Annotated in this window: 14 protein-coding genes and 2 pseudogenes; 6 read left to right on the top strand and 10 right to left on the bottom strand. The window is 65.3% G+C overall.

What is annotated here, in order from left to right:
• Positions 1-48 precede the first annotated feature (48 nt).
• Positions 49-342: a Flp family type IVb pilin gene (locus KB879_RS04845; protein WP_211980841.1), complete on the bottom strand. Its 294-nt coding sequence runs from the start codon at positions 340-342 to the stop codon at positions 49-51.
• A 432-nt stretch (positions 343-774) separates the two neighbouring features.
• On the opposite strand from KB879_RS04845, the gene KB879_RS04840 reads away from it, so the two are divergent.
• Complete coding sequence (locus KB879_RS04840) at positions 775-1,071, top strand: helix-turn-helix transcriptional regulator (RefSeq protein ID WP_211980840.1); 297 nt, start codon at positions 775-777, stop codon at positions 1,069-1,071.
• Positions 1,072-1,584: 513 nt separating this feature from the next.
• Positions 1,585-2,427 (top strand): SAM-dependent methyltransferase, encoded by an 843-nt coding sequence (locus tag KB879_RS04835; RefSeq protein ID WP_153956190.1) that lies wholly within the window; start codon positions 1,585-1,587, stop codon positions 2,425-2,427.
• Here the strand turns inward: KB879_RS04835 and KB879_RS04830 are convergent, their stop codons facing one another.
• On the bottom strand, positions 2,428-3,003 hold the full coding sequence (locus KB879_RS04830; RefSeq protein ID WP_013955955.1) for a DUF1415 domain-containing protein: 576 nt from the start codon (positions 3,001-3,003) through the stop codon (positions 2,428-2,430). It lies immediately after the preceding gene.
• Positions 3,004-3,093: 90 nt separating this feature from the next.
• Here KB879_RS04830 and KB879_RS04825 point away from each other — a divergent pair, with 90 nt between their 5' ends.
• A complete protein-coding gene (locus KB879_RS04825) occupies positions 3,094-4,359 on the top strand; it encodes a TIGR03862 family flavoprotein (RefSeq protein WP_211980839.1) in 1,266 nt (421 codons plus the stop codon).
• On the opposite strand, the gene KB879_RS04820 is transcribed toward KB879_RS04825, so the two are convergent.
• Together KB879_RS04820 and KB879_RS04815 are read right to left on the bottom strand one after the other, a co-directional pair.
• The gene (locus tag KB879_RS04820; protein ID WP_211980838.1) at positions 4,356-5,981 is read right to left on the bottom strand and encodes an NAD(P)/FAD-dependent oxidoreductase; all 1,626 of its coding nucleotides are present in this window, start codon (positions 5,979-5,981) and stop codon (positions 4,356-4,358) included. The two genes, KB879_RS04825 and KB879_RS04820, sit on opposite strands and share 4 nt — an antisense overlap.
• A gap of 67 nt (positions 5,982-6,048) precedes the next feature.
• The gene (locus KB879_RS04815) at positions 6,049-6,420 is read right to left on the bottom strand and encodes a hypothetical protein (protein ID WP_153956186.1); all 372 of its coding nucleotides are present in this window, start codon (positions 6,418-6,420) and stop codon (positions 6,049-6,051) included.
• A gap of 175 nt (positions 6,421-6,595) precedes the next feature.
• On the opposite strand from KB879_RS04815, the gene KB879_RS04810 reads away from it, so the two are divergent.
• A complete protein-coding gene (locus KB879_RS04810; RefSeq protein WP_211980837.1) occupies positions 6,596-8,032 on the top strand; it encodes a PLP-dependent aminotransferase family protein in 1,437 nt (478 codons plus the stop codon).
• A 151-nt stretch (positions 8,033-8,183) separates the two neighbouring features.
• Entirely contained in the window at positions 8,184-9,689 is a 1,506-nt protein-coding gene (locus KB879_RS04805; protein ID WP_013955950.1) for a sensor domain-containing diguanylate cyclase, read from the top strand.
• A gap of 11 nt (positions 9,690-9,700) precedes the next feature.
• On the opposite strand, the gene KB879_RS04800 is transcribed toward KB879_RS04805, so the two are convergent.
• Together KB879_RS04800 and tnpA are read right to left on the bottom strand one after the other, a co-directional pair.
• On the bottom strand, positions 9,701-9,838 hold the full coding sequence (locus KB879_RS04800) for a DUF333 domain-containing protein (RefSeq protein ID WP_256449324.1): 138 nt from the start codon (positions 9,836-9,838) through the stop codon (positions 9,701-9,703).
• 69 nt (positions 9,839-9,907) lie between these two features.
• A pseudogene (tnpA, locus tag KB879_RS04795) lies at positions 9,908-10,205 on the bottom strand (IS200/IS605 family transposase); the annotation flags it as partial.
• 54 nt (positions 10,206-10,259) lie between these two features.
• On the opposite strand from tnpA, the gene KB879_RS04790 reads away from it, so the two are divergent.
• The gene (locus KB879_RS04790; protein ID WP_049800573.1) at positions 10,260-11,420 is read left to right on the top strand and encodes an RNA-guided endonuclease TnpB family protein; all 1,161 of its coding nucleotides are present in this window, start codon (positions 10,260-10,262) and stop codon (positions 11,418-11,420) included.
• A 340-nt stretch (positions 11,421-11,760) separates the two neighbouring features.
• Here KB879_RS04790 and lpxO read toward each other — a convergent pair whose 3' ends face one another.
• The 4 genes and pseudogenes from lpxO to KB879_RS04770 all read right to left on the bottom strand — a co-directional run bounded on the left by lpxO (position 11,761) and on the right by KB879_RS04770 (position 15,187).
• Entirely contained in the window at positions 11,761-12,663 is a 903-nt protein-coding gene (gene lpxO / locus KB879_RS04785) for a lipid A hydroxylase LpxO (RefSeq protein WP_013955948.1), read from the bottom strand.
• A 157-nt stretch (positions 12,664-12,820) separates the two neighbouring features.
• Entirely contained in the window at positions 12,821-13,132 is a 312-nt protein-coding gene (locus tag KB879_RS04780) for a hypothetical protein (protein WP_013955947.1), read from the bottom strand.
• A gap of 32 nt (positions 13,133-13,164) precedes the next feature.
• Positions 13,165-14,607: pseudogene (locus KB879_RS04775) on the bottom strand (DUF2252 domain-containing protein).
• A gap of 136 nt (positions 14,608-14,743) precedes the next feature.
• Entirely contained in the window at positions 14,744-15,187 is a 444-nt protein-coding gene (locus tag KB879_RS04770; protein ID WP_153956183.1) for a carboxymuconolactone decarboxylase family protein, read from the bottom strand.

Raw genomic sequence — 15,187 nt, 5'->3', positions numbered from 1 at the left:
CGGGATCGCGAGTGCTGGAGCGCAGCAAGCAACTGGCGGCGGTGCCGCTTAGTTGTTCTTGCCCGTGTCGTTGCCGACGTTGTAGTTGTTCAGCCCCTTGCCCTGGTTGGCCTTGGAGCTGGCATCGTCCGCGGCGCTGCCGGCTTGCTTGATGGCCTGCTTGGACGCCGCGTTCTTGCCGGCCATTTCCTGGGCGAGGCCCGCCGTCTGGTTGCGGATAGTCTGGCCGAACATGGCATAGACGCCGATCGCGGACACCGCGATCAGTGCCACGATGATGATGTATTCGGTCATGCCCTGACCTTGCTGACGCGCTTTGCGGCGAAGATTTGCGAATGTCATAACGACTCCTTCCATGGGAATGCACAGAAACGGTTGCGCCATATGAAAGGCGCCTCATATGGAAGCCATATGTAAAGAAAACGCTGATGCGAACGGTTATCCGGCACCAGCGGCGTGCATGCTATCAAAAGGTTCCTTAGGGCCGAAGAAGAATAATTTCAATATTTTTAATAGCATTGAAATAACCCTACCAATGACTCCCCCCCGAATGTAACAAAAAGTAATCTTTTACAATACACTGAGGTTATAGGAACTATTCTCGGAACCGGCACATTGCCAGCAATGGGGTGCTATTGAGTGTTGATTTACGGATGACAAGCCGCGCCACGGGCGGCAGGCCGCATGCGGCCTGCCTGCTGGACTTCAAGGCGAACCGGGGCAGTCATACCGCCCCTGCCAGCTGCCCGCGGCATAAAATAAAGAAGCAAAAAAATGGCAGAACTGGATATAAAGAACGCAGTGGAAATACTGGGGGCGTTAGCACAGGAAAATCGGCTCAGGATATTTTTACTGCTCGCCGATTCGGGACCGGAAGGAATACCGGCGGGCATTATCTCAGCATCTTCCGATTTAACCCCGTCCTCCGTAACATTCCATTTGAAGGAACTGGTCAGAACGGGATTGGTTAAAAGCCGCCAGCAAGGACGGTTTATGATTTACTCCGCCACCACCGAAGGCATTTCCTCAGTCCTCGCATTTCTCGGCGGGAAATGCGCTTCCTTGCAGTAAGGGCAACGTCCCGGCGGCGCGGCGCGCCGCCGGGCGTACCGCTCCACCGTGTCACCGCATCCAACCCGGCACGTCAGCCCGCCATCCGCCTCTGCCAAATTTGCGCGTTACGAGCTCATGACACAAATCGTGTCAATTATGTTGTTTCCGGTTCGTTGCAGATTTCGGAAATCAGCCTTGGCCCATGTGCAACACACACGGCCGCTGACGGGGAAATGCAATCGATTACTGCTTTTTGCCACCTTTTTGGCTGAAGCCCAGCGACCGGAGCCTGGTGGAACGCAATCATTCCTGGAACGGGCAGCAGCCAAGCATTTTTAATATTTTTACCATTTACTCCGGCACCGACGCGCAATTTCGCTCAAACCCACCCGTGCTGGCGACGCCGACGACTCCGCTGCACCACGCCCGAGCCGGTGAGGTCCACGTCACTCAGGGGCCCTTGGGGACTTTTCGGTAAACTGTCGGCATTCCGGGACGCGCCGCGTCCCGCAGCCTGTGCAGTCCCCCCTCATGTCAAATACCCACGAAATCCGCCCCGGCCAGTCCATCGAACTGCTCAAGGAACTCCATATCCTGACGCGCGACGGCAAGATGAACCAGGACAGCCGGCGCAAGCTCAAGCAGGTCTATCACCTGTTCCAGTTCATCGAACCGCTGCTGCAGGAGGTCAAGGCCGAGCGCGGCCGCGTCACGCTGGTGGACCACGGCGCCGGCAAGTCGTACCTGGGCTTTATCCTGTACGACCTGTTCTTCAAGGCGCTGCAGGACGATTCGCACATCTTCGGCATCGAAACCCGTGAAGAACTGGTGAAGACCTCGCAGGCGCTGGCCGCGCGGCTGGGTTTTCCGGGGATGTCGTTCCTGAACCTGTCGGTGGCGGATTCGATCACCTCGCCGCAGTTGCCGCCCACTGTCGACGTCGTCACCGCGCTGCATGCGTGCAATACCGCAACCGACGATGCGATCCGCTTTGCGCTGGCCAAGGAGGCCCGCCATATCGTGCTGGTGCCGTGCTGCCAGGCCGAAGTGGCCAGCGTGCTGCGCAAGCACAAGGGCAAGCTGCTGGCGGGCAATCCGCTGACGGAGATCTGGCGCCACCCGCTGCACACGCGCGAGTTCGGCAGCCAGGTGACCAATGTGCTGCGCTGCCTGCAGCTGGAGGCGCATGGCTACCAGGTCAACGTGACCGAGCTGGTGGGCTGGGAACACTCGATGAAGAACGAGCTGATCATCGCGCAGTACAAGGACCTGCCGCGCCGCCGCCCGGCCGAGCGGCTGGAAGAGGTGCTGGAAAGACTGGGGCTGGAAGAGATGCGCGAACGCTTCTTTACCGCGCCGGCGCCGGCTGCGTAATCAGCCTTTTTCGGGTTCGTCCTCGCCCGCAATCCAGCGCTGCCAGCCGTCGTGGCCCAGGCGGCGCATGGTGGCCTGGTTGCGCTCATAGATATCCGCCGCATCCGGGAACGCCGCCGCCGCGCGGGCGATGGAATCCTCGCGCAGCAGGTGCAGGATCGGATACGGCGCGCGGTTGGTGTAGTTCTCGATATCGTTCGGCTCGGTCCCGGCAAACTGGTACTGCGGATGGAAGCTGGCGATCTGCAGCGTGCCTTCCAAGCCGAGGCTGCCGAGCAGGCGCTCGGAAAAATACAGCAGGTCGTTGAAGTCGAGGAAGTCCGCCACCGCATCCGGCAGGATCAGCAGCGTGGTGTCGATCTGATCGGGGTCGGCATCGGCCAGCAGGCGCAGTTCGCGCTCCAGGTCGTCCATCACGTCCGGCGCCTCGGTGACGGTGCTGACCACGTAGCGCACCTGCTCCTTCACATACACGCTCTTGGCGAACGGGCACAGGTTGAGCCCGATCACGGCGCGCTCCAGCCAGTGGCGGGTGGCGGCGATGACGGTGTCTGCGGAGTGGGTGGCGGAGGTCATGATGGCAAGGCGCGGCAAACCGTCATTCTAGCGCTGCCGCAGGCTCTATAATCCGCGGCGGAAACACCCTGCCCCCTGCCGAGCCTCCTGATGCCCTCTTCCGCCACTTCCTCCCCTTCTCAAGCCAGCCTAGACGTTGCCGTCATCGGCGGCGGCCCGGCCGGGCTGATGGCGGCCGAAGTGCTGGCGGCACAGGGTGCCAGTGTGGCCGTCTACGACGCGATGCCGTCGGTCGGGCGCAAGTTCCTGATGGCCGGCAAGGGCGGCATGAACCTGACCCATGCGGAGCCGCAGCCGGCCTTCCTGGGCCGCTATGGCGCCCGCACCGCACAGATCGCGCCGATGCTGGCGGGCTTCGGCCCGCAGGCCCTGCGCGAGTGGGTGCACGGGCTTGGCATCGAAACCTTCATCGGCAGTTCCGGCCGCGTCTTCCCGACCGACATGAAGGCCGCGCCGATGCTGCGCGCGTGGCTGCACCGCCTGCGCGAATCCGGCGTGCAGTTCCATATGCGCCACCGCTGGCTGGGCTGGGACGAGAGCGCGCAGCATCCGCTGCGCTTTGCCACGCCGCACGGTGAAACGGTCGTGCAGGCACGCGCGGTGGTGCTGGCGCTGGGCGGCGCCAGCTGGGCACGGCTGGGATCGGATGGCACATGGGTGCCGCGGCTGGCCGAGCGCGGCGTCGAGATTGCGCCGCTGCGGCCCGCCAACTGCGGCTTCGATGTAGCGTGGAGCGAGGCATTTGCCGAGCGCTTTGCCGGTGAGCCGGTCAAGCCCGTCGCGATCGCCCTGGCCGATCGCGATGAACACGCGCACTACCGCCAGGGCGAGTTCGTCATCAGCGCAACCGGCATCGAAGGCAGCCTGGTCTACGCGCTGTCCGCACCGATCCGCGACCGCATCGAAGCCGATGGCGACGCCACCATCCACCTTGACCTGCTGCCGGCGCACAGCGCCGAGCACGTCAGCGCGCAGGTAAAGCATCCGCGCGGCGCGCGCTCGCTGTCGAGCCACCTGCAAAGCCGGCTTGGCCTCACCGGCGTCAAGGCCGGGCTGCTGCGCGAATGCCTGTCGAAGGAAGCGATGCACGATGCGGGCACGCTGGCGGCATCGATCAAGGCGCTGCCGCTGCGGCTGCTGCGCCCGCGGCCCATCGATGAAGTGATCAGCAGCGCTGGCGGCGTGCGCTTCGAAGCGATGGATGAAGGGTTGATGCTGCGCGCGCTGCCGGGCGTGTTCTGCGCGGGCGAGATGCTGGACTGGGAAGCGCCCACCGGCGGCTACCTGCTGACGGCGTGCTTTGCCAGCGGGCGCACCGCGGCGCTCGGCGCCGCGGCTTACCTGCAGCAGGCTTAGGCGGCCTTGCCGCCGACGATGCTTAGCGCCACGGCCTCGGCCACTTCGATGCCGTCGATCGCCGCGGAGTAGATGCCGCCGGCATAACCCGCGCCTTCGCCCGCCGGGTACAGGCCCTTCACATTGATGCTCTGGTAGTCATCGTTGTTGCGGCGGATGCGCAGCGGCGACGAGGTGCGCGTTTCCACCCCGGTCAGCACGGCATCATGCAGGGCAAAGCCAGGCAGCTTCTTGTCGATCTCGGGAATGCCCTCGCGGATCGCCGCGATCACGTAGTCAGGCAGCGACGTGCTCAGGTCGGTCGGCGTCACGCCGGGCTTGTACGAAGGCTCGACCGAGCCCAGCGCGGTCGATGCCCGGCCCGCGATGAAATCACCCACCAGCTGGCCCGGCGCGCAGTAGTTGCTGCCGCCCAGTTCGAACGCGCGCGCTTCCCACTTGCGCTGGAATTCGATGCCGGCGAGCGGGCCGCCGGGATAGTCCTCGGGCGTGATGCCCACCACGATGCCGGCATTGGCGTTGCGCTCGGCGCGCTTGTACTGGCTCATGCCATTGGTCACCACGCGGCCCGGCTCGGAAGCAGCCGCCACGACCGTGCCGCCCGGGCACATGCAGAAGCTGTACACCGAACGCCCGTTGCTGCAGTGATGCACGACCTTGTAGTCGGCCGCGCCCAGCAGCTTGTTGCCGGCGAACTTGCCGAAGCGGCTGCGGTTGATCAGCCCCTGCGGATGCTCGATGCGGAAACCCAGCGAGAACGGCTTGGCCTCCATGAACACGCCGCGCTCATGCAGCATCTCGAAGGTGTCGCGCGCGCTGTGGCCCACCGCCATGATGACGTGGTCGGCTTCCAGGTATTCGCCGGTGGACAGCTTCAGGCCGCGCACCTGGCCGCCGTCGATGTCGATATCGTCCACGCGCGTCTCGAAGCGGATCTCGCCACCGAGCTCGGTGATCTCGGCGCGCATCTTTTCGACCATGCTCACGAGCCGGAAGGTGCCGATATGCGGGCGTGCCTTGTACAGGATGTCTTCCGGCGCACCGGCGCGCACGAACTCGTTGAGCACCTTGCGGCCATAGTGCTTCGGGTCCTTGATCTGGCTGTACAGCTTGCCGTCCGAGAACGTGCCCGCACCGCCCTCGCCGAACTGCACGTTCGATTCGGGGTTGAGCACGCTCTTGCGCCACAGGCCAAAGGTGTCCCTGGTGCGCTCGCGCACTGCCTTGCCGCGCTCCAGGATGATGGGGCGGAAGCCCGACTGCGCCAGGATCAACCCGGCCAGCAGGCCACACGGGCCCATGCCGATCACCACCGGGCGCGGATGCGTGCTGCCTGCCTGGGCACGCGCGACGAAGTGGTACGCCATGTCGGGCGCCACGCTCCAGTGCGGCTTGCCGGCCATGCGCTGGATGGCGGCGGCCTCGTCCCGCACCTCGATATCGATGATGTAGGTCAGCTTGATATCCGAGCGCTTACGCGCATCGTGGGCACGGCGGAACACGGTATAGCCGATCAGGCCGTCTCCCTTGACGCCGATCTGCGCGGCGCTGGTGCGCACGGCGGCGTCCAGGTCGCTTTCGGTATGGTCGAGCGGGAGTTTGACTTCACTTAGACGTAGCATGGGGAACCCGAGAACTGCGGCCGGGGGGTTGGGCACACCAATGTGCCAGGCCGGCCGGAGCGCAATTTTATAGTCTTTCGGGCGCGGAGTCGGGAATCGGGCGGGATACGGGCTGGCGAGCCGGGCCGGTGCGGCGCCAGGACCACGCCAGCCAAGCTCGCAGCCGGGGCAGCCAGCCCGGCGGGGCTGTGACCAAGAGCGCGCCGGCACGGCTGGCCGACACCGCCAGCCAGCCGCGCGCGGGCACGATCCACGTGTCGCCCGCGCGCAGGCGCCGCCGCGGTACATAGCAGGTATCGGCCAGCCATTGCGGCGGCCCAGCAACCTCCAGCTCACCCACGCCGGCACGCAGCACGGTGCCCGCCGCCACGCGCACGCGCAGGCACTGGCCGGCCGAAAGCGGCATTACGATTGAAGTGTCGTTGAGATCGCTTTGCATGACAGGACTCCGGTAACAGGCACAGGACTCCAGCCTATCGACCGGCCAGCGCATGCGGCAGGCACACCCGTGTAGCACCTGAACCGGAACAGCAACCAGGATTTCGGGCTGTTACGATACAGGGGCCCCGCTTCTGTATCTGTACCGATGCGGCCGACCACGCCACGATCCCCCCATGGACACCACCCCGCTCTACCGCCAGGTTGCCGGCCACTACCGCCGCGCCATTGAATCCGGCACGCTCGCCGCCGGCGACCGCATGCCGTCGGTGCGTGCGCTGATGGCGTTGCACAGCGTGAGCCTGTCCACCGCGCTGCAGGCATGCCGGCAACTGGAAAGCGACGGCCTGCTGGAAGCGCGCCCACGCTCGGGTTACTTTGTTGCCGCGCCGCTGCGCGGCCCGCTGGCCGGACTGTCAGAGCCCGCCGCCGCGCTGCCGGACCCGGCCCAGTACGTTGGCATCCACCAGCGCATTTCAGGCTTGCTGGCACGCAGCCAGCATGAGCACGTGCATACCGATCTGGGCGGCGCCTATTGCGCGCCGTCGCTCTACCCGACCGAGGCCCTGCGCAGTGCCGCGGCGCGTGCGCTGCGCCGGCATCCGCAGCTGTTCGGCGAGGCGGTCGAGTCCGATGGCTACCAGCCGCTGCGCGCCGCGATTGCGCGCCAGGCGCTGCGCAACCGCGTGCAGCTGGCACCGGAAGAGATTGTCATCACGCACGGCTGCACCGAGGCGCTCAACCTCGCGCTGCGCGCGGTGGCTGGCCCGGGCGACGTGATTGCGGTGGAGTCCCCGACCTACTATGGCCTGCTGCAGATCCTGGAAAGCCTGGGCATGCGCGCGCTGGAAATCCCGTGCAGCCCCCAGACCGGCATCTCGCTGGAGGCGCTGGAGCTGGCCGCGCAGCACTACGACAACATCCGCGCGGTGGCGGTGGTGCCCAACCTGCAGAACCCGCTCGGCTGCATCATGCCGGACGCGCACAAGGCGCGGCTGGTGCAGTGGTGCGAAGCGCGTGGCATCGCGCTGATCGAGGACGACTGCTTCTCGGCCACCGCCGACAGCGATGCGCCGCCGGCCGCGGCCAAGGCCTGGGATGGCAGCGGCAACGTGATCCACTGCGCCTCGCTGCACAAGGTGCTGGCGCCCGGCATGCGCCTGGGCTGGATCGCCGCCGGCAAATGGCAGGCGCGGGTGGAGATGCTCAAGTTCGGCCTGTCGCGGCCCAACGAGATGCTGTCGCAGATGGCGGCCGCTGACTTCCTGGCTTCCGGCGCGCACGACCGCCACCTGCGCCGGCTGCGCACCCGGCTGCGCGCGCAGCGCGAATGGTTCGCGCAGGCCATCGCCGCCAGCTTTCCCGCCGGCACGCGGCTGGGCTCGCCGCGCGGCGGCATGCACCTGTGGGTGGAGCTGCCCGCGCAGGTGTCGTCCGAAGCGGTATTCGACCAGGCGCTGCAGGCCGGCATCCGCGTGATGCCGGGCGTGATGTTCTCCAACGCCGGGCGCTTCGACCACTGCCTGCGCGTCAACTGCGGCACGCCGCGCTCGGCGCAGATCGAGCGGGCGCTGGGCACGCTGGCCGCCATCGTGCAGCGGCTGGCAGGCTAGCCCTGGCGCCTGCCTGCAATATCCCTCCCCTTTTGCCGGTGCCTCGCCTATCCTAATGCGCTGGTGCGCAGGGGCTGCCCGGCTGGTCTCCGGGGGCGAAGACCGACCACGGGCGCCGTGCACCACGGGAAAAAGAAAAAGGAGAAAAGCCTTGAGCAGTGCATCCGCGGCAACGTCCGTCGGCAAGGGTGTCGGCAACCCTGCCGGCAACAACCTGGACGACTATCAAACCCTGTTCCAACTAGCACCTGTCTCGCTGTGGCTGGAAGACTTCAGCGCCGTGCGCGAGTATTTTGCGCAACTGCGCAAGGAAGGTGTCGCCGACCTGCGCGCCCACCTGCGCGCGAACCCGCAGCAAGCGGCGCAATGCTCGGCGCTGATCCGCGTGATCGACGTGAACCGGCGCACGCTGGAGCTGTTCCGCGCGGCCGATCTCGACGACCTGGTGGCCAACCTCGACACCGTGTTCCGCGACGACATGCTCGATCAGCATGTCGAGGAACTCGGCCAGCTGTGGGACGGCGGCAATCGCTTCGCCAGCCAGACCGTCAACTACACGCTGGATGGCGAGCGGCTCGACATCCAGCTTGAGGCCACGGTGATGCCGGGCCACGAAGACACCTGGGAGCGCGTGCTGCTGTCGATCAAGGACATCACCGCGCGCATGCGCACCGAGCGCGAGCTGCGCCGCAGCGAGCAATATGCGCTGGGGCTGTTCGAGCATTCGCCGGTGTCGTTGTGGGTGGAGGACTTCAGCGCGGTCAAGGTGCTGCTCGATGAGGTCCGCGGCGCCGGCATTACCGACTTCCGCACCTTCCTCAACGTGCATCCGGACTTTGTCTCGCGCTGCATGCAGGAGATTCGTGTGCTCGATGTCAACCAGCAGACGCTGCAGATGTTCGGCGCGGACAGCAAGCAAGTCCTGCTGTCGCGGCTGGGCGATGTGTTCCGCGACGACATGCGCATCCATTTTGCCGAGCAGCTGATCGACCTCTGGCACGAGAAGCTGTGGCAGCAGCGCGAAGTCATCAACTACGCGCTCGATGGCCGCGCCGTGGACGTCTTCATGCAGTGGTCGGTGTTCCCCGGGCGGGAAGCGGACTGGGACCAGGTGCTCGTGTCGCTGACCGATATCACGGCGCGCAAGAAGGCCGAGGCCTATGTCGAGTTTCTGGGCAAGCACGACGTGCTGACCAAGCTCTACAACCGTGCCTACTATGAGGACGAGCTGGCGCGGCTGGGCCGCAAGGGCCCGTGGCCGGTCAGCGTGGTGGCGGTGGACCTGAACGGCCTCAAGGTGGTCAACGACCAGTTCGGCCATGCCGACGGCGACGGGCTGCTGCGCCGCACCGGCGAGGTGTTGAAGAAGGCGGTGGGCGAGCAGGCCTGCGTGGCGCGCATCGGCGGCGACGAGTTCATGATCCTGCTGCCCGGGCGCGACGAGCGCGGCGCTGCCACGGTGATCGAGCAGATCGGCAAGGTGGTGGAGCTGAACAACCAGTTCTACCCGGGAGCACGCCTGAGCTTTTCCATCGGCCACGCCACCTGCCTGCAAGGCGACCGGCTGAACGAGATCGTCAAGCTGGCCGACAGCCGCATGTATCAGGCCAAGCGCGACTACTACACTACGCTGGCCAACGAACGCCGCCGCGATTGAAGCTTGGCGGCTCAGCCCGGCGTGCATTGGCCGCGCATCAGCGCCCACTCCTCGCATTGCTTGCCGGACGGGAAGGTGCAGATGCCGGACTGGCCGGCCGGTGTCGACACGATCTGCAGCTTGCCGCCGCGCTGCGTGCAGTTGACCAGGTGCGCGGCAAGCCTCGGCCTTTAGGCCGGGGAAGGATAGCGCGGACGCCGTCGGCGTCCTTTCGGCGGCTAATGCGGCGTCTGTTGTTGCTCAATGTATTGGCGGATGATCTCGATGGGCGCACCGCCGCAGCTCCCTGCGAAGTAAGACGGCGACCACAGCGCACCGCCCCATAGCTTCTTGCTGATGCTCGGGTAGTTCTTCTTTCGGATCATACGGCTGGACCCCTTTCAAGCTGTTTACCAGTGCGGACACCGCGACCTTTGGCGGGTAGTTCACAAGAAGGTGAACGTGATCGTCCTCCCCATCGAACTCCACCAGTTCAGCTTCGAAATCTGCGCAAACGCCGGTAAATATGTCGCGCAGGTCCTCTGCCGAATGTCATTGTCGTCGCTCATAGGCCAAGAGTATGATTGGGCCATGCAGCGTCTTCAAGCCTTCAAATACGAATTGATGCCGAACGGCGAGCAGCAGCGCAACATGCGCCGTTATGCCGGATCGTGCCGGTTCGTCTATAACAAGGCGCTGGCGTTGCAGAAACAGCGTTACGATCAAGGCGAAAAGAAGCTCAGCTATGCCGGTCTGTGTAAGCAACTCACGGAGTGGCGCAACAGCACGGAAACAGCATGGCTGGCCGATGCACCAGTCCATCCTCTTCAACAGACGCTCAAGGACTTGGAGCGGGCCTACACAAATTTCTTCGCAAAACGGGCCGACTTCCCGCGTTTCAAGAAGAAGGGTCTGGGCGACAGTTTCCGCTATCCCGACCAGAAGCAAATCAAGCTTGATCAGACCAACTCGCGTATCTTTTTGCCCAAGCTGGGCTGGCTGCGATACAGGAACAGCCGCGACGTACTCGGTGAGGTACGCAATGCCTGCGTCAGTCTTTCGGGCGGCAAGTGGTTTGTTTCGATCCAGACTGAGCGGAAGGTCGAGCGACCTGTGCCGAAAGCCACCAGCGCCATCGGCATCGACATGGGCATCGCTCGCTTTGCCACCATGAGCGATGGCACTTTCCTCGCGCCGCTCAACAGCTTTAGGAAGCACGAAGCCAGACTGCGCCGTGCGCAGCGGGCGATGAGCCGCAAGACGAAATTCAGCAACAACTGGAAGAAGTCCAAGGCCCGAATCCAGCGTATCCACGCACGCATCGGTAACGCCCGCCTCGACTACCTGCACAAAGCCACGACCACGATCAGCGAAAATCAAGCGATGGTGTGTATCGAGGACCTGAAGGTACGGAACATGTCCAAGTCAGCGGCCGGTTCAAGCGGGCAACCGGGCAAGAACGTCAGGGCCAAGTCCGGCCTGAACAAGGCCATCCTCGATCAGGGTTGGTACGAGTTCGGGCGTCAACTGGAATACAAGCTAGCGTGGAATGGCGGCTGGCTAATAGCTGTGCCGCCACAACACACCAGTCGCACGTGCCCTTGCTGCGGGCATGTATCTGCCGAGAACCGGCAGAGCCAGGCGAGCTTCGCCTGTGTGGCATGCGGCTATGCGAATCACGCCGACGTGGTCGGCGCGATCAACATTTTGGCGCGGGGGCACCGCGTTGCAGCCTGTGGAGAGTCGGCGTAGTCAAGCCGCTCTACGAAGCAGGAACCCACCGAAGTGACTACGTAGAGCATCACGTAGCGCCGTAGGAATCCTCGTCCTTTCCGCCGTAAGGCGGCAGCCGAAGGCTGAGGACGGGGGGGATGTCAAGGAGGCGGGGTTGGGCTTGCCGACGGCAGCGGCGCTGCTGGCGGCTCGTTCTTCAGGTGTCGTGGTGCAAGCGGCGGCGCCAAGGGCGGCGGCCAGCCACAGTGCGGAGCGGACGCGCATCGGGATCTCCGGAACAGGGTCGCAAAGCGGGATGTGAACGGCGCTCGCTGCCCGCCCAAGGCAAAGAGCCGGCTTGCGCCGGCTCTCTTGCTGCTTACAGGAAGACGATCAGCCCCACGCCCAGCACGATCAGGCCAAACTTGGTGACGTAGTAAAGCTGGCGGTTCCAGGCCTTGAAGCGGCGGCGATACTGGCCGCCCAGCCAGACAAAGCGGAACAGCCGGTTGATCATGCCGGTCTGGTCGTGCTCGTCATTGGGCGAGCTGGCCGCGGTCATGACCTTGCGGCCCATCCAGTGGTTGAACTTCGCAGCCCAGCCGTAGCGCATCGGACGCTCGATATCGCAGAACAGGATCAGCCGGTTGGCATCGCTGCGGTTCTCGGCCCAGTGCAGGTAGGTTTCGTCGAAGACCACGCCCTCACCGTCGCGCCAGCTGTGGCGCTCGCCGTCGACCTCGATAAAGCAGCGGTCGTCGTTCGGCGTGGCCAGGCCCAGGTGGTAGCGCAGCGAGCCGGCAAACGGGTCGCGGTGCGGGTTGAGCTTGCCGCCCGGCGGCAGCTCGGCAAACATCGCCGCCTTCACCGTGGGCAGCTCGCGCAGCAGCGCCACAGTTTTGGGGCAGAGCTGCTCGGCCGACGGGTGCTGGGCCTCGTACCACTTCAGGTAGAAGCGCTTCCAGCCGTACTTGAAGAAGGAATTGAAGCCGGCGTCGTCGTTCTTGTCCGCGGCTTTGATCTTGCGCATCGCGGCCAGCGCCAGCCCTTCATCGCGGATCTCGGGCCAGGCGGCGCGCAGCTTTTCCAGGTCGGGGAAGTTGTCGACCGGGATGTACGGCGTGCGAGGCACGCCCGAGAACGCATACATGAAGCAGTTGATTGGAGCCACCAGGGCCGAATGGTCCAGCAGCTGGCGCCAGATGCGCAGGCGCACCTTGCCGCGGAAGTGCACATACAGGACGGCACCGAGGTAGCCCGCGACGATTATCCACTTGATCACCGAAATCCTCCTGGTCAGCCGCCTCCGCCGCGTGTCAGTCACAGCGCGGACCGGCTGGGTGAAAACGCGTATTTTAGCGAAACGGCAGAGCCGCCGCAGCTTGAGATGATTGCGGCACATTGCCCGGGGTGCGGGCCGCGCAGTCAGGCTGGCGCGTTCAGGCCCCGCCGCGCGACTGGCGCGCGATGCGCTCGATCAGCGCCTGGGCGTCGTCGGGCAGGCCCTGCAGCGTCAGCAGGCGCGCGTTGAGCACCAGGTTCTCCAGCACCAGCTTGGCGGTCGAGGCCCACATCGTGGCCAGCAGTGCTTCCACCGGCAGGCCGGACGCCTCCATCTCGCTGGAACGCTCGGCGATCAGGCGGCACGCCAGCCGGCGCAGCGCGGCGTCGTCGAACGGCAGGTCGGCGTAGTCGATGGGGTCTTCCTTCTCGACTTCCGTCATCAGTTGCAGCAGGGTGTCTTCTGTCATGGGCAGACTCCTGGCCAGGCAAGATGCGTGGGCTACACGCGGAAATCAGCAGCCATGTCGGCATCGGTGCGCGCCTCGAGGCGCCCCGAGCGGCACGCGGCGACAAACTGATCGTAGTCGCGCTCGACCTGGTCGGCATAGCCATTGGCATAGCCTACCATCACGTCGGCCATGCGGTCGCTGCGGCCCAGGTAACCGCTGACCTCGGCGGCCAGGCCGCTGGCCTTGGCGTGCGCCCGCGCCAGCACCCAGCCACACAGCGAGGCATAGCGGCCGAGCAGGTCGCCATCCATCAGCTCGATCTGTGCCGACAGCTTCATGTCGCGCAGCTGCCGCATATAGAAGTGCCGCCCGAACAGCCCCTTGGTCCAGCCGAGGAAACAGGTCGCTCGCGGCCTGCATCAGGCGCTGGCCCTCGCCCACGCGGCGGCCCTCGTGCGCGCTCGGCGCGCTCTTGAAGTAACGCGCCACCACTGACCTGGTGGCCTCCTTGACCTGCAGGAACAGCGGCTTCTCATGCTGGTCCACATCAGCTGCACCAGGCAGCGCGTGCCCACGCTGCCTACGCCGACCATCTTGAAGGCCACGTCATGGCGCGTGAAATGGCCGAGCAGCTGGCGCCGGTCGGGAGCCAGCGTGGACAGGTAGTCCTTGTAGGCCTGGTCCAGCGCCAGATCCGCGTCGCTGGCGGCCAGCCAGTCGTCGCCCGTCCCGAACAGCGTCTGCTCGCCGCGCACGCGGAAGATAGCCGGCGGCGTATCGAGTATCGACCAGCGGTCGCCGATGCGCTCGGCCAACTTGGGCAGCAGCGACTCGTGGGTGCGGTCGGCGGCGCGCTCCATGCCGCGCCGGATGCGTTTCTGGACTTCGGGCAAGGTTTCTTCTTCGAGCAGCCGCTCGAAGGTGATGCGGTCGTACCATATGCCAAGCATGCCCATTTCGGCATAGGCCAGCATGCGGCGCTGGTAGCTGCCCACTGCCTCGCGCACCACGGCTTCGGCCACGCCGGCCTTGTGCTGCAGGTGGCGTGCCGCCACCACGAAGCTTGCGCACAGGCGCTTGAGGTCCCATTCCCACGGGCCGGGGCTGATTTGGTCGAAATCGTTGAGGTCGAACAGCAGCGCGCGCTCGGGCGTGGCAAAGCCGCCGAAGTTGGCCAGGTGGCAGTCGCCGCAGATCTGCATATGCAGCCCGGAATCCGCGGTGCCGGCCAGGTCGTGCGCCTGGATGATGGCGCTGCCGCGGTAGAAGGCGAACGGCGACTGGATCACGCGGCCATAGCGCAGCGGCACCAGCCGCTCCACCCGGCCGTGGCTGCTGATTTCCAGCAGTTCGACGGGGTCGCGGTCGACGTTGCCGATGGCTTCATGCGCACCGCACGGCACCTTCTGGCGTGCGGCCCTGCCGCGCTCGCGCCGGGCCTTGACGGTACCCTCGGCCCCGGCTTCGCCGCCCTCCTGACGTATCGCCACCATGCCCCCGATGCCGGCGCCGCCGGCGGTTGCCATTTGTGCAGCATCTGCAACAGAAGCTAATGCACTGCGCCGCGGCTTGTCAATCGGCAGGCCGCGGCAGGGGTCAGGCTGGGGTCAGGCGAATGTGCGCCGTGGCTCAGAGCGCCGGTGGCTGGCGCCGGAAACCGACGCCAAAGCGGTTCCATGCATTGATGGCCGAGATCAGCAAGGTCAGGTCGGCCATTTCCTTTTCCGAGAATTGCTCGCGCAAGGCCTGGTAGTCCGCATCCGGCGCCTGGCTTTGCGGCAGCAGCGTGAGCGCCTCGGTCCACGCCAGCGCGGCGCGCTCGCGTGGGGTGAACCAACTCACTTCACGCCAGGCCGGCAGCAGGTTCAAGCGGCGCTCGCTGTCGCCATGCTTGCGCGCATCGATGATGTGCATGTCCAGGCAGAACGCGCAGCCGTTGATCTGCGAGGCGCGGATCTTCACCAGTTCCTTCAACGTGGTCTCCAGCGAGCAGCGCGCCAGGTAGACCTCCAGGCCGATCATTGCCTTGTACGCGTCAGGGGCCACGTCTTGCCAGTTCATCCGTTCTTCCAT

The organism is Cupriavidus sp. KK10, from assembly GCF_018223725.1.
In the GTDB taxonomy this organism is placed as follows: domain Bacteria; phylum Pseudomonadota; class Gammaproteobacteria; order Burkholderiales; family Burkholderiaceae; genus Cupriavidus; species Cupriavidus necator.
Note: the sequence above shows the minus strand (reverse complement) of the source record. Positions and strands in the feature narration are given on the sequence as shown.

Bases quoted from the DNA above. Each gene is read 5' to 3' on its own strand.
- KB879_RS04845 (WP_211980841.1), bottom strand. From the start codon at position 342: ATGACATTCGCAAATCTTCGCCGCAAAGCGCGTCAGCAAGGTCAGGGC.
- KB879_RS04840 (WP_211980840.1), top strand. From the start codon at position 775: ATGGCAGAACTGGATATAAAGAACGCAGTGGAAATACTGGGGGCGTTA.
- KB879_RS04835 (WP_153956190.1), top strand. From the start codon at position 1,585: ATGTCAAATACCCACGAAATCCGCCCCGGCCAGTCCATCGAACTGCTC.
- KB879_RS04830 (WP_013955955.1), bottom strand. From the start codon at position 3,003: ATGACCTCCGCCACCCACTCCGCAGACACCGTCATCGCCGCCACCCGC.
- KB879_RS04825 (WP_211980839.1), top strand. From the start codon at position 3,094: ATGCCCTCTTCCGCCACTTCCTCCCCTTCTCAAGCCAGCCTAGACGTT.
- KB879_RS04820 (WP_211980838.1), bottom strand. From the start codon at position 5,981: ATGCTACGTCTAAGTGAAGTCAAACTCCCGCTCGACCATACCGAAAGC.
- KB879_RS04815 (WP_153956186.1), bottom strand. From the start codon at position 6,420: ATGCAAAGCGATCTCAACGACACTTCAATCGTAATGCCGCTTTCGGCC.
- KB879_RS04810 (WP_211980837.1), top strand. From the start codon at position 6,596: ATGGACACCACCCCGCTCTACCGCCAGGTTGCCGGCCACTACCGCCGC.
- KB879_RS04790 (WP_049800573.1), top strand. From the start codon at position 10,260: ATGCAGCGTCTTCAAGCCTTCAAATACGAATTGATGCCGAACGGCGAG.
- KB879_RS04780 (WP_013955947.1), bottom strand. From the start codon at position 13,132: ATGACAGAAGACACCCTGCTGCAACTGATGACGGAAGTCGAGAAGGAA.
- KB879_RS04770 (WP_153956183.1), bottom strand. From the start codon at position 15,187: ATGGAAGAACGGATGAACTGGCAAGACGTGGCCCCTGACGCGTACAAG.